The 12,283-nt window shown below is 67.6% G+C and carries 15 protein-coding genes; all 15 read left to right on the top strand.

The annotated features are described in order from the left end of the window. Window positions 1-3: 3 nt before the first annotated feature. A complete protein-coding gene (locus tag HRJ34_RS14835; protein ID WP_208631630.1) occupies window positions 4-768 on the top strand; it encodes a hypothetical protein in 765 nt (254 codons plus the stop codon). Window positions 769-886: 118 nt separating this feature from the next. After that, window positions 887-1,558 carry a hypothetical protein gene (locus tag HRJ34_RS14840; RefSeq protein ID WP_208631631.1) on the top strand — a complete coding sequence of 224 codons (672 nt, stop codon included), beginning with the start codon at window positions 887-889 and terminating at the stop codon, window positions 1,556-1,558. Next, on the top strand, window positions 1,479-3,599 hold the full coding sequence (locus HRJ34_RS14845; protein WP_208631632.1) for a terminase gpA endonuclease subunit: 2,121 nt from the start codon (window positions 1,479-1,481) through the stop codon (window positions 3,597-3,599). Before HRJ34_RS14840 ends, HRJ34_RS14845 begins: the two co-directional genes overlap by 80 nt. Before the next feature lie 4 nt (window positions 3,600-3,603). Then, a complete protein-coding gene (gene gpW, locus HRJ34_RS14850) occupies window positions 3,604-3,843 on the top strand; it encodes a gpW family head-tail joining protein (protein WP_208631633.1) in 240 nt (79 codons plus the stop codon). Next, window positions 3,843-5,459: a phage portal protein gene (locus HRJ34_RS14855; protein WP_208631634.1), complete on the top strand. Its 1,617-nt coding sequence runs from the start codon at window positions 3,843-3,845 to the stop codon at window positions 5,457-5,459. The genes gpW and HRJ34_RS14855 overlap by 1 nt, the downstream gene beginning before the upstream one ends. Next, window positions 5,456-6,370, top strand: a complete 915-nt coding sequence (locus HRJ34_RS14860) for a S49 family peptidase (RefSeq protein WP_208631635.1) — start codon at window positions 5,456-5,458, stop codon at window positions 6,368-6,370. Before HRJ34_RS14855 ends, HRJ34_RS14860 begins: the two co-directional genes overlap by 4 nt. A 26-nt stretch (window positions 6,371-6,396) precedes the next feature. Further along, entirely contained in the window at window positions 6,397-6,957 is a 561-nt protein-coding gene (locus HRJ34_RS14865) for a hypothetical protein (RefSeq protein WP_208631636.1), read from the top strand. A gap of 44 nt (window positions 6,958-7,001) precedes the next feature. Then, on the top strand, window positions 7,002-7,664 hold the full coding sequence (locus HRJ34_RS14870) for a head decoration protein (protein WP_208631637.1): 663 nt from the start codon (window positions 7,002-7,004) through the stop codon (window positions 7,662-7,664). 100 nt (window positions 7,665-7,764) lie between these two features. Continuing rightward, entirely contained in the window at window positions 7,765-8,775 is a 1,011-nt protein-coding gene (locus HRJ34_RS14875; protein ID WP_208631638.1) for a major capsid protein, read from the top strand. A gap of 10 nt (window positions 8,776-8,785) precedes the next feature. Further along, window positions 8,786-9,130, top strand: coding sequence for a hypothetical protein (locus HRJ34_RS14880; protein WP_208631639.1), 345 nt, complete (start codon window positions 8,786-8,788; stop codon window positions 9,128-9,130). Between the two features lie 2 nt (window positions 9,131-9,132). Beyond that, window positions 9,133-9,471, top strand: coding sequence for a head-tail joining protein (locus HRJ34_RS14885; RefSeq protein WP_208631640.1), 339 nt, complete (start codon window positions 9,133-9,135; stop codon window positions 9,469-9,471). Then, window positions 9,471-9,983, top strand: coding sequence for a hypothetical protein (locus tag HRJ34_RS14890; protein WP_208631641.1), 513 nt, complete (start codon window positions 9,471-9,473; stop codon window positions 9,981-9,983). Before HRJ34_RS14885 ends, HRJ34_RS14890 begins: the two co-directional genes overlap by 1 nt. Before the next feature lie 11 nt (window positions 9,984-9,994). After that, window positions 9,995-10,216, top strand: coding sequence for a hypothetical protein (locus tag HRJ34_RS14895; protein WP_208631642.1), 222 nt, complete (start codon window positions 9,995-9,997; stop codon window positions 10,214-10,216). Window positions 10,217-10,246: 30 nt separating this feature from the next. Then, entirely contained in the window at window positions 10,247-11,452 is a 1,206-nt protein-coding gene (locus HRJ34_RS14900) for a hypothetical protein (protein ID WP_208631643.1), read from the top strand. 98 nt (window positions 11,453-11,550) lie between these two features. Further along, window positions 11,551-12,261, top strand: a complete 711-nt coding sequence (locus HRJ34_RS14905) for a hypothetical protein (protein WP_208631644.1) — start codon at window positions 11,551-11,553, stop codon at window positions 12,259-12,261. Window positions 12,262-12,283 lie beyond the last annotated feature (22 nt).

Here is a 12,283-nt window from a genome sequence, read left to right on the forward strand (position 1 = left end):
ACGATGACGGGGGAAAAGGCTTCGAAAGATCAGCGCGCGGCCGACGGCGGCACGCGCAACATGGATATTTCCGACGAGATGGTGGCGCGGCTGGAGCGCGGCTGGACGACCGTGGAGCGCGAACGGCAGCGCCAGGCAAAGCTCCTCGAATCCGACCAGGCCTATCGCGATGCGGAGCGGAATCGTGACGAAGCGGTGCACGCGATCGAGAAAGGCGAATGGTGGAAGGCCGATATCGACGATGCGCGACTGGGCCCGACGCCCGAGCAGATGGGCAAGGCCCCTTATGCGGAGGTGGAGATCGAGGCGCCGGGTCAGACCGATCGAAAATTCACGGCCCTGCAGAACGTCACCGTCTCGCGCATCGTACAGCTCAACCGCCGTGGCGTGATCGACGACGACTGCTTCGCGGCCTGCCATTGGTATCAGCGGCGGTTCATGGATGCCGGCTTGGCCGTCGCCGCCGCCACTGCAGCGTTCGACGAGCGGCTGGGCGGCGATGGACCGGTGTACGGACACATGCCGCGCAGCGAAGCGGCGGCGCTTGCCCGGCATGATTTCCGTTATGCGCGATCCTTCATTCCCGGCGACATCGTCAATCTGTTCGATGGCGTCGTGCTCAGCGAATGGACCATCAAGGATGCGGCCCGCGCCACCCGTTGCCGATTTGCCAATGCTGTCGCGGCGTTCCGCCATGGCGCCTTCCTGCTTCATGGCGGGATCGCTCATCTTCTGCCGGTCCGCGACCCGCAGAAAAATCATGGTTGACGCGCGGGAACCGAGAATGGATATATATGTGCAATTGGGGATAGATGACCCAATCGAGGCTCGCCAGATCGGCGGGCCTTTCTCGTTTCTATCATCGCGGCCGTCCGGGGGGTGCTGAATGGCACGGAAATCGGCCGATCCGACCTATCGCTTGAAAGTATATCTCGCCGCGCGGGACATCGTCCGGCGCGATGAGGTCGCCAACGCGGAGGATATGGCGAAAATCCTCAAGATGACTTGGCGCAATCTGCGCCTGATCATCGACGCGGATCCGGCTTTCCCGATCCAATCCCGCGGCGCCGAGGGCGTCGCATGGGAGTTCCGGGTCGCCAAGGTGCTCGATCACCTGATCAAGCGCTGCCGATCCGAGGTCGAAGCCAACGCCGCGAAGCATCGGCGGCTGGCGGAACTCGCCGGCGTGACGGTGCCCGAAGACGCCGCCGGCATGAGCATTGCCGATCTTCGGCATATCAACCTGCTGCAGATGGACGCGCAGCGGCGCAAGATGGACCAGGGCGAGTGGGTGCCACGGGCTCAGGTCCAGACGCTGTTCACCAGCTTCTTCTCGATGGTCCAGTCGGAGATGCAAGCCACCGCGGCGAAGAGCGACCCCACTGGTCGGCTGCCGGCGGAGGTCCGCGCGGCCGTGCAGGACCATATGCGCGGGCTGTTGGTCCGGCTGCACGACAAGTTCGGAGCCTTCATCGCCGATGACCTTCCAGCTTCTGGCCGACCTCGAGCGCGAGTTCCTCGCTCTCGGGCAGGGAGCGTATTGCGCCAGCGCACATGACATAGCGGGCGGCCTCGTCTCGCTGGTCCTGCCGCCCGAGAACATATCGACGGTCGAATGCGCCGGGCAGTACCGCTACCTCCCGGACCCGGAGGGCGACGGCAAGCGGCTCTACGATCCGGGGTTCACGCCCTATATGATCGCGCCGCAGAACGCGCTCGATAATCCGCGTTACCGGTTCGTCATCGTCCCCGGCCCGGGCAGGACCGGCAAGTCGATCGGCGGCGAGAACCACTTGTTCAAGCGGCTGCGCAACGGTCCGCTGACCGACGCGATCAGCTTCCTGCCCGCTGGCGGGGACATTGACAGCTACGCCGACAAGGAGTTCGCGGACTTCTTCTCGGAGAGGCTGCATCCCGAGATCTTTGCGAAGCTGGGGCCGAGATCGACCGACCGGAAGCGGAAGTTCAAGCGGGTCGACGGCCGCGCGATCCAGTTGCTCGCCGCCAATGACGGCAACGTCCGGCAGAAGCAGGCCCCGTTCATCCACGCGACCGAGATCGACGGTTACCGCGACAAGCTGCGCGCGGCGATGAAGGACCTGATCCACGTTCGCATGCGCGCCTATGGCAATATGGCCAAGGCCTATCTTGAGAGCCACTGCGACGCCGGCTGGAACGGCATCGCCGGCATGTGGAAGGATTCGACCCGGGGGCTCTGGTATTGGCCGTGCATGCGGTGCGGAGGCTGGAGCAGCCCGCACCCGCTGGCGGCGCGAGGGTTCTATATGCCGCTGATCTACGACCGCCAGGACAGCCTCGGCGACGACGAGATGCTCAACCTCGTCTCCGCGAGCGCAGGCATGCGCTGCCCCCATTGCGGGCAGCTCAACCTCGAGGCCGACAAGCGGGCGATGCTCGATGCCGGCGACTGGGTGTTCGCCGGGCAGGTGATCGACCGGGACGGCAAGGTGATCGGTGACCCGCGCGAGAGCGAGAGCGCGGGCTTCTGGATCCACGGCACCATGTCGCCGATGGTCAGCCACGCCGAGCTCGCCCGCGGCTATGTCGCGGCGCTGGTCCACTTCGAGCGGACCAAGAAGCCCGAGCGCCTCAAGGAATGGACCGTCAAGTCCATGGGCCCGGTCTATGAGGGCGCCGGCGGCCCGGGATCGGCGATCAATCCGGAGCTGCTGCGCGAGCGCGCCCAGGCGGTGGCCGAGGCCGAGGGCTTCGTCGCCGGCACGGTTCCAGATGACGTGCTGTTCGTCACGTCGGCGGTCGATGTCGGCGGATCGAAGTTCGACGTGATGATCATCGGCTGGGATCTCGAGGGCCGCTGGTGGGTGCTCGAGCGCTTCACGATCCGCCAGCGGATGGTGCGGGGCCGCATGGTCGACATCCGCCCCTCGGAGCGGATCGAGGATTGGGACGTGCTGCGCGAGCAGGTGCTCGAGCGCGAACTGCCGCTCCAGTCCGATCCGAACCGGCGCCTTCCGGTCGCGGCGATGGCGATCGACACCGGCGACGGCAACGTCACCTGGAAAGCGCGCGAGTTCGCGCGGCGCATGGCCAAGGCGGGGCAATATTGGGGGTCGGCCGCGGCACCCTGGCACAAGGTCCGGCTGATCAAGGGTGCCAAGTCGGCGGCTGCGCCGGAACTGCCCGTCGTGCCCCGCACGGTGAGCAAGGACGAGCAGGGCCAGAAGGTCGAGCCGATCGTGCTCGAATATGATCTCGGTGTTCACCGGCTCAAGACGCAGTCGGTCGAGCGGATCGCCGTGACCGAGGACGGGCCGGGCTATGGCCGCTTCGCGATCGACCTGCCGGCATCGACGTTCGACGAGTTTGCCGGCGAGGTGCTGATTGACGACGAGTGGGATCGGCGCGGCCCGAACGAGAGCCTCGACCTGCTCGGCTACAACGAGGCGACCCGGCTGATGCTCCAGCCGCACCGCATCGAGATCCATTGGGATGTTCCGTCCCGGCGGCCCGTCTGGGCCCGTCCGGTGGCGATCCTGTCCGTGGCGGAGGCGCAAGCCCCTGCCGCCAAATCGAAGAGTTTCGCCGCCCGCATGGCGGCGATGAACAGCGGAGGCTGATCCTTTGACCGACCTGACCACGCTTCGGACCTGGTTGTCCGAAGCCGAAGCCGCGCGCCATGCCATCGCCACCTCGGGGGCCGTGATCGAGGTGCAGCGCGGCGATCGGCGCATGCGGTTCAGCCGCGAGAACCTGACCGCGCTCACCAGCTATATCGCGGAGCTGCAGCGCGACATCGCCGCGGCCGAGCGACAGGCGAGCGGTCGGCCGCGCCGCAGCGCGATCGGCGTGAGGTGGGGTTGATGAGCGCGCGGTCGACCAGCGGCGTCCCGCTGACCCGCCGCTCGATGCTGGGCGGCGGCGCCTATCCCTATGAGGGAGCCTCGCCGACGTCGCGCGAACTCGGCGCCTGGCACCCTGGCCTGCGGTCGGCCAGCGCCGAGATCAACCCGTCCCGCGACAAGCTGGTCGCCCGATCGCGCGACCTCGATCGCAACAACGGCTGGGCGAGCGGCGGCGCCGACCGCCGCGCCGATGGCGTGGTCGGCGCGAACATCCGGCTCGAGGCCCGCCCGAACTGGGAGGCGATGGACTGGGAAGCCGATTTCGCCGACGATTGGGCGACCCGCACCGAGGCGAAGTTCCGGAGCTGGGCGAACGGCAACCGCAAGTTGTGCGACGTCGAGCGCGACCTGAAATTCGGCGGCATGGTCCGCCTCGCCTACCAGACCTATCTGCAGGACGGCGAATGCCTGCTCGTCACCTATATGCTCAAGCGCGGCGGGCGCTATGGGACCTGCTTCAAGATCGTCGACACCGATCGGCTGTGCAATCCGCATGGCCAGAACGACAACGACACGCTGCGCGCCGGCGTGCAGCTCAACCCGCGAACCGGCGAGGCGATCGGGTACTGGATCCGCAACGCGCACCCGTCGGATTCGAGCACGACCGGCGAGCAGTTCAAATGGACCTATGTGCCGCGCGAAAGCCGGACCGGACGGCCGCTCGCGATCCACATGTTCAACAAGCGCCGCGCGGAGCAGAAGCGCGGCGTCTCCAAGCTCGCCTCCGTCCTCAAGCGCTTCAAGATGCTGGACCGCTATGACGACGCCGAGCTCGAGGCCGCGCTGCTCAATGCGATCCAGGCGGCGGTCATCACCAGCCCGTATCAGCCGGAGGACGTCGCCGCGGCGATCGCGCCGGCGAACGAGGACGTGCTGGGCTCGGCCTATAACGAGGCGCGGATCGCCTACCGCGAGCACAACAAGATCACCCTCAACGGCGTGCAGGTGAACCATCTCTTCGGGGGCGAGGAGTTCAAGATGGTCGGCGCCGAGCGACCGGCGCCGCAATATCCGGCCTTCCAGGCCGCCGTGCTCCGCTCGATCGCGGCGGCCTTCGGCCTGTCCTACGAGCAGCTCAGCCAGGACTGGTCGGGCATCAACTATTCCAGCGCCCGCACGCTGCTGAACGAGATCTGGCGCGGCTTCACCGTCGACCGGTTCCTGTTCACCCAGACCGTCTGCTCGCTGATGTACGAGGCCTGGCTCGAGGAGGCCGTGTTCCGCGGTGAGGTCGAGATTCCCGGCGGCCCGTACAATTTCTACAAGTGGCGGGACGAGATTTGCGAGGCGCTCTGGCTTGGCCCGGGCCGCGGCACGATCGATCCGAAGAAGGAGGAGGAGGCCGCCGACCTCGCGATAGCGGGCGGCCGGTCGAACCTCTCGATCGAAACCGCCGAGCAGGGCCGCGACTATCGCGATGTCCTCACCCAGCTCGCCCGCGAGCAGAAGCTGCGGAAGAAGCTGGGGCTCGCCGATCCCACGCCGCCCGGCGCCGGCGCGCAGGCCAACGGCGACGACAATCCGGACGACCAGGACCGCCGCGACGAGCGCGAGCGGGCGGGAGAAGACGCATGATCGAGCCGCGCGTGAAGCGCCATTTCGAGCACCTCGCCCAGCGGGTGTTCAACGTGCCGCTGATGATCGAGGAGACCAAGGCGGAGATGATCGCCGCGGCGCTCCAGTCGCGGCTCGGCATCTTCCAGGTCAGCCGGATCGACGGGACGGTGCTGGGCGCGAACGAGATGCAGGCGCTGGCCGGCGACGCCCGGCGGAGTTGGGGCGACAACTGGAAACCCTATCGCACCGACGGCCAGGTCGCCGTCATCGAGGTCGACGGCACCCTCGTCCACAAGTTCGGCTGGCTCGACCCGATCTCGGGCATGACCGGCTATGACGGCATCGCCAAGAAACTGCGCGCCGCCATGAAGGACGACGACGTCAAGGCCATCTGGTTCGATATAGATTCGCCCGGCGGCGAGACCGCCGGGGTCTTCCAGCTCGCCGAACTGATCGCGCTCAACACCAAGAGCGAGGGCGGCAAGCCGATCTGGGCCTATGTCAACGAGCAGGCGTGCAGCGCCGCCTATGCGCTCGCCAGCGTCTGCGACAAGATCTATGCCCCGGTCGATGCGATCGCGGGATCGATCGGCTGCTATTGCATGCATGTCGATTTCACCGCCGCGCTCGACGAGGCCGGGATCAAGGTGACCATGATCCGCTCCGGCGAGCGGAAGGCGCGCGGCAATGCCTATGAGCCGCTGGAAGACACCACGCTCGCCAAGCTGCAGGCTTGGGTCGACGACACCCGCGAGCGCTTCGCGCGCCTGGTCGCGCAGGGCCGCCGGCAGACGTTCAAGAGCATCATGGCCACCGAGGCCGACTGGTTCCAGGCCGGGGAGGCGCAGCGCCTCGGTCTGATCGACGACCTGATGTCCGAGGAAGATGCCTGGGACAAGCTGCTGCGTTCCATCTCGCGCTCGCGCTGAGCGCTCAACACCGAAGGAGAATGACCATGGCTGGTTCGCGTTTTGCGAGCCTCCGCTCCGGCGCGCGTGCCGGAAACGGGGATAGTGAATCGAGTGATCTCGCGCTCGCCGCTGCGGCGGGCGCCACCGCCGCGCTGGCGATGGCTGGTGTCGGCCAGCAGGGATCCGACGACGTCGATGACGACGACGATGAGCCCAAGCCGCCCAAGGCGAAGAAGAAGGAGGCCCGCCAGGAAGGGAGTTCGGAAGCCCGTGAAGATCAGCCCGCCCCCCTCGCCGCCGACCGCGTCGCCGCCATCCGTGCCGAGGAGCGGCAGCGCGTCGCCGACGTCTTCGCCTCCGAGCACGTCGCCGGGCGCGAGACCGCCGCAGCCGAGCTGCTCGCGAACAGCGACATGAGCGCCGAGAAGATCGTCGCCATGCTGCCGAAGCTCGGCGCGAACGCCAAGGGCGGCGCCGACGACATGCTCGAGCAGATGCAGGGCAACAACCCCGACCTGAGCCCCGGCGGCGGTCAGGGCTCCGGCAATGCCAAGGGCGGCTGGGGCAAGATCACCGCCAAGATCGCCGGCCAGCGCCAGCGCTGATCCCGGCACCACCTCAACGCCCTCGAACCTGAGAGGAATTTCCAATGGGTGTTCTTACCGAAAACCCCCGCACCGGGGAGCACATCGTCAGCGAGGCGCCGGGCACCCGGTCTCGCGAGGCCATCATTATCGCCGAGAGCGCGGCCCTGCTGGCCACCACCGTCCTGGGCGCGATCCCCGGCGGCACCGCAACTTCCGCCGCGAAGGCTGGCGGCAACACCGGCAACGGCACGTTCGTGCTGGACGCGACCACGCCGATCCTGCCGCGCGCGAAGCGCGGCACGCTCACGGCGCGCTTCACCTCGACCACCAACATCCGGATCGAGGATGCCGACGGCTATCTGATCGCGGATCTCACGATCGGCGGCACCACCGGCAACAGCGTGACGCTGGGCGAGCAGGTGAAGGGCGTGTTCACCCAGGGGGCGACGCCCTTCGCCGTCGGCGACGGTTTCGACGTCATCGTGTCGAAGATCACCACCGCCTACAAGAAGCTGGACCCGGCGGCGACCGACGGGACCCAGATCGCCGCCGGCATCCTCTACGCCGGGGTCGACGCCAGCGAGGCCGCCGCACCCGGCGTCGCCCATGTCCGCGACTGCGAGGTCAACGGCAACCTGCTCACCTGGCCCGCAGCCATCACGACCGCCCAGAAGGACAAGGCGATCGGCGACCTCGAGCGGCTGGGCATCATCCTCCGCAGCTAACCCTCCGGCCCGCCCGACCGGCGCAACGCGCGGATCCACGATCCGCGCGACCGGGGAGGCTCGCCCATTTTCCAGAAAGGGACTTATTGCCATGATCACCATGGACGTCTTCCGTGGCGACGCCTTCTCGGCGATCGAACTCACCACCGCGATCCAGGACATCCCCTATGTTCCGGGGTTCCTGGGCTCGCTCAACCTGTTCACCCCCAAGCCGGTCCGCACGACCTCGATCATGGTCGAGAAGCGCGGTGCCAAGCTCAATGTCATCCAGACGACCGAGCGCGGCGCACCTCGGCCGCGCCGCGAGCGCAACCGCCGCAACGTGCGGAATTTCAACACCGTCCGGCTGGCCGAGAGCGACAAGCTCATGGCCGACGAGCTGCAGGGCATCCGCGCGTTCGGCTCGGAGAACGAGCTCGAGGCAGTCCAGACCGAGGTCGGCAATCGCATGGCCGATCTCAGCCAGGATCTCGACCTCACTTTCGAGGTGCATCGCATGGGCGCCATCAACGGCGTGCTGCTCGATGCCGACGGATCGGTGATCTACGACTATTATGACGAGTTCGGGATCACCCAGCCGACCGAGATCGCCTTCAACTGGGGATCGCGGACCGGCGTGAAGAAGTTCATCGCCGAAAACGTCAAGCGGCCGATGCTTCGCGCGCTCGGCGGACGCGCACTGCCGGGCATGGGCATCCTCGCGCTGTGCGGCGACGAGTTCTACGACAACATGCAGGAGAACCCCGAATATCGCGCGACCTATCTGCAGACCTCGGCGGCGCGCGAGTTGCGCAACGACACCACCTTCGACGAGATCTTCGCTTGGGGCGTGCGTTGGGTGAACTATCGCGGCACCGACGACGATTCGACGCTCAGCGTCGGCTCGACCAAGTGCAAGTTCATCCCGACGAATGTCCGCAACGTGTTCGAGGTGGCCTATTCGCCGGCGGAAGGGCTGCCCTTCGTCAACACCCGCGGCCTGGAGCGCTATTCCCAGACGATCATCGATCCGTCGGGCCGGCAGGAGTTCGTCGACATCGATGTCGCCTCCTATCCGCTCCACATCTGCACCACCCCGGAGGCCCTGCTGAACGGCAGGACCGGCGCGTAGGGAGGGGACGATGGCTGAATTGCTTCAGGTGAAGGCGCTCGTCGCCTTCACCATCGTCACCGCCGCCGGCGTCGTCCACGGCGATCCCGACAACAAGGATGAGGCGGCGCAGTGGCCGAGCGTGCCGGCGGACAGGATCGACGACCTGGTCAAGGCCGGCAAGATCGACCCCAAGGCGAAGAAGGGCGCCGCCGAGAAGGTCAAGAGCAGCTCGGACGCGGCGACGCCGGCGCGTGCCGCCGCCAAGGTCGCTGGACGCGTCAAGGCCGGGAAACCGGCGAAGGCGGGCGGCGCGCCGAAGGCTCCCGCCACACCGGCCGATCCCGGTCAAGCCCCCCCACCTCCGGCCGACTGACCATGCCCGTCTCGCTGTCCGATTTCGACAGCATGCTCGACGCGGTCACGCTCGAGCGGCTCGGCGATCCGATCCTCTACACCCCTTCCGGGGCGGGGGTCGGGTCGCCGATTCCGATGAAGGCGTTCGTCGATCATAGCGAGGGCGTGGAGAGCTTCGGCGCCACCGGCGCCATCGTCGGCGAACGGACCGTCGAGCTGCACAAGACGCTCGTGCCCGCCCGCCCCGACGCTCAGTGCGTCGTCCGCCTGGTCGATCTCGGCCAGGACTTCACCCCCATCGATCCCCGGTCCGACGAGAGCGGCAACTGGTGGGTCTGCAAGCTCAAGCTGAAACGCTGATGCCCAGCTTTCCGACTGACGTGACCGGCCTCCCCGCAGGCCGGAAGGTGCTGCTGCGCCTGATCGACGTCCTGACCGCCGCCGCTGCCGCCGAGGACTCCCCCGGCCACGGCCTCTTGATCTGCTGCGACCGCCCGTTCGCGCAGCCGTTCACCCCCGAGGAGACAGAGGTCGGCGGCCTCCATGTCCGGATGGGCACGACCAACTTCACCCGCTGGGACCAGAGCCACCTGATCCACGCGTGCGAGTTCGCCTTCGACATCGCCACCGCGGAAGGCGAGCTCAATTCCATCAACGCCCGGCAGGCCGCGATCGTCGCCTGGCTCATCGGCGTGCTGCATGCCGACATCACCCTCGGCGGGCTGACCCGCGACCTCGCCTTCACCGGCGTCACGCCGGACGAGGAGCAGGGCGCCGACGCCGGGCTGATCATGGCCCTGGCGCAGATCCAGTGGATCACGCCGGACGCCGACTTCCTCACCATCATCGGGCCGCTCGGGCCCATTTCCTGACGGAGACTGCCATGTCCAAGATCGCATCCCATGCCGCGGTGGCCCCGCGGCTGTCGGCGACGAGCGTCGACTTCAACGCGCTGCACGCCGCCTGCCTCAAGGGCGACGACGCCGCCGCCGCCTTCGCGGCCGCCAACGAGGCCGACTTTCGGAACCGCGGCGAACAGGCCGCTGAACCGGAACCCGGCCCCGTCAGCGACCCGAGCGACCCGGCCGTCGCCGGCGACGCCTGACCCTTCCCTCCATCATAAGGACAGACCATCATGGACGCACCTATCGTCAAGGACCAGGTGCCCTTTACCGGGCTCGCCTTCAAGCTTCAGGCCGACGCGACGACCTATGCCGCGCCCGATACGACCGACATGGTCGGGATCGCGAACCTGTCGATCAAGCCGAACGACATCACCCAGCAGGACCCGCGCTACAACGGCACGATCCATCGCCCCGGCGACCTGATCGTCGGCACGACCTATGACGTGACCTATGACGTGCCGCTGTGCGGACCGGGTGGGTCGGCGCCGCCGGTGGCCGGCGCGTTCATCCTTGGGCGCATGCTGCGCACGCTGGGCTTCACCGAGAATGTCGTGTCGGCGGCGATCCCGGTGGCGGCCGAAAACCTCGGTGCGGGATCGACCGTGACCGAAGCCATCCTCGGCACCACCGCAGCGGCGACGGCCGACCTCTACAAGGGCCTCGCCGTCGCGCTGCCCGGCGCCGGATCGGTGACCGCTGCGACCCTGTCGATGATCGCCGCCTATGACGCAGCGAAGAAGGCGACGCTGGCCGAGCGCTTCGATTCGGCGCTCACCGGCAAATATCAGATCCCGCAGCAGCTCGCCTATACGCTGTCGGGTTCGGACGCGCCGCCGATCGCCTCGGTCGTCACCTGGCAGGGCAATCTCCGGATGGAGTTCCAGGGCTTCGCCCCGTCGGCCGCCACCCTCACCTTGCCCACGGCGGCGCGCGACGGCGGCGGCGACCTCCCGCGCCTGTCGCTGACCTATTCGGGCGAACTGCACGGCTATTCGCAGGAGTCCTGCCCGGCGCTCAGCCTCGCGACGACGGTGCCCCCATTCAAGGGCGGCAAGATGATGATCGCCGGCAAGCGCATGGGCGGCTCCTCGATCTCGCTCGACCTGTCGCCGCGGGTCGGCTTCCGTCCGAATCCCAACCGGTCGTCGGGGTCGGAGAGCGCCGAGCTCGTCGAGACCCGCCGGTCGATGGGGCTCAACCTCAACCGGACCGCGCTGTCCTATCTGGATATCCTGGCGCTGCGCACGGCGCAGTCGAAGCATCCGATCCAGGCGCTCTACGGCTATGGCAGCGGCAACTATATCGGCTTCATGGCGGCCGACGCCCGCTTCGCCTCGCCCGAGCCTCAGGTTGGCGGCGATTTCTACACCGACCAGGTCACCGCCTATCTGGACGACCCGAGCAAGGCCGTCTCGATCGTGTTCCCGTATTTCTGAGGGGCGACATGACCGCAACCTCCGGAACCGATCAGGTCGAGCACCGGCCTGAATCGCTCAAAGACCTGCGGGATGGCCCGGTCTTCTGGCTCCGGCCGATGACCGGGCGAATCCTGCCCCGCTACCGGCACGCGCTCCGCTCGGCCGGGCTGCAGTTCCACGTCCCGGTCGACATCCGCGCCGAGATGCTGGTGGCCCTCGCCAGTCTCTGGACGCCGAGCACCTTCGACGCGCAATCCGCCCGGCTGCAAGCCTATTGGGACGCCGCAGACCGGCTCGAGGAGGCTCTCCGGCAGTGGCGCGCCGCCGGCGCCGAAGGCGAGGCGCCGACCATCGGGATCGACGACGCAGAGGTCTCGGCGATCATCGACCTGCAGCGGCGCCTTTCCGAGAACTGGCCGCGGCTGGCGCGCATGGCGGCCGACAACAGCCTGTTCCTCGAGGAGAGCCCGCGCGTCGCGCTCTCGCTGGTGCTGGCCGGCTGGTCGGGCATCGACGTCCCCTTCGCGCTCGAAGACGGCGAGGTGCCGATGGCGACGATCGACGCGATCGAGAAGGGCCTCGGCAAGGTCGAGCGCGCCGCCCAGGCGCGAAGCATCGACATCGTCGGCGAGGGTCTAGCCTTCCTGTCGCTCCTTGCTCGGGCGACCAAGGAGATGAACCTGTCGGGGGACGAGGAAAAAAACTCGCCATCGCCGTCGCCTGCACCCTCCACCCCGAATGGTTCGACGACGACGTCATCCGGGGAAATGGAGGACAATGCCGGATCGACGGCGTCGGCACCTTCACCGGCAACCCCGCCCGCCTGATCGGCGAGCATGAGCGACACCT

The sequence above is a fragment of the Rhizorhabdus wittichii genome (assembly GCF_017607425.1).
Lineage (GTDB): Bacteria > Pseudomonadota > Alphaproteobacteria > Sphingomonadales > Sphingomonadaceae > Rhizorhabdus > Rhizorhabdus wittichii.

Excerpts from the sequence above, each read along its gene's own strand:
- HRJ34_RS14845 (WP_208631632.1), top strand. The coding sequence starts at position 1,479 with ATGACCTTCCAGCTTCTGGCCGACCTCGAGCGCGAGTTCCTCGCTCTC.
- HRJ34_RS14870 (WP_208631637.1), top strand. The coding sequence starts at position 7,002 with ATGGGTGTTCTTACCGAAAACCCCCGCACCGGGGAGCACATCGTCAGC.
- HRJ34_RS14840 (WP_208631631.1), top strand. The coding sequence starts at position 887 with ATGGCACGGAAATCGGCCGATCCGACCTATCGCTTGAAAGTATATCTC.
- HRJ34_RS14905 (WP_208631644.1), top strand. The coding sequence starts at position 11,551 with ATGACCGGGCGAATCCTGCCCCGCTACCGGCACGCGCTCCGCTCGGCC.
- HRJ34_RS14860 (WP_208631635.1), top strand. The coding sequence starts at position 5,456 with ATGATCGAGCCGCGCGTGAAGCGCCATTTCGAGCACCTCGCCCAGCGG.
- HRJ34_RS14875 (WP_208631638.1), top strand. The coding sequence starts at position 7,765 with ATGGACGTCTTCCGTGGCGACGCCTTCTCGGCGATCGAACTCACCACC.
- HRJ34_RS14885 (WP_208631640.1), top strand. The coding sequence starts at position 9,133 with ATGCCCGTCTCGCTGTCCGATTTCGACAGCATGCTCGACGCGGTCACG.
- HRJ34_RS14855 (WP_208631634.1), top strand. The coding sequence starts at position 3,843 with ATGAGCGCGCGGTCGACCAGCGGCGTCCCGCTGACCCGCCGCTCGATG.
- HRJ34_RS14890 (WP_208631641.1), top strand. The coding sequence starts at position 9,471 with ATGCCCAGCTTTCCGACTGACGTGACCGGCCTCCCCGCAGGCCGGAAG.
- HRJ34_RS14895 (WP_208631642.1), top strand. The coding sequence starts at position 9,995 with ATGTCCAAGATCGCATCCCATGCCGCGGTGGCCCCGCGGCTGTCGGCG.
- HRJ34_RS14900 (WP_208631643.1), top strand. The coding sequence starts at position 10,247 with ATGGACGCACCTATCGTCAAGGACCAGGTGCCCTTTACCGGGCTCGCC.
- HRJ34_RS14835 (WP_208631630.1), top strand. The coding sequence starts at position 4 with ATGACGGGGGAAAAGGCTTCGAAAGATCAGCGCGCGGCCGACGGCGGC.
- HRJ34_RS14880 (WP_208631639.1), top strand. The coding sequence starts at position 8,786 with ATGGCTGAATTGCTTCAGGTGAAGGCGCTCGTCGCCTTCACCATCGTC.
- HRJ34_RS14865 (WP_208631636.1), top strand. The coding sequence starts at position 6,397 with ATGGCTGGTTCGCGTTTTGCGAGCCTCCGCTCCGGCGCGCGTGCCGGA.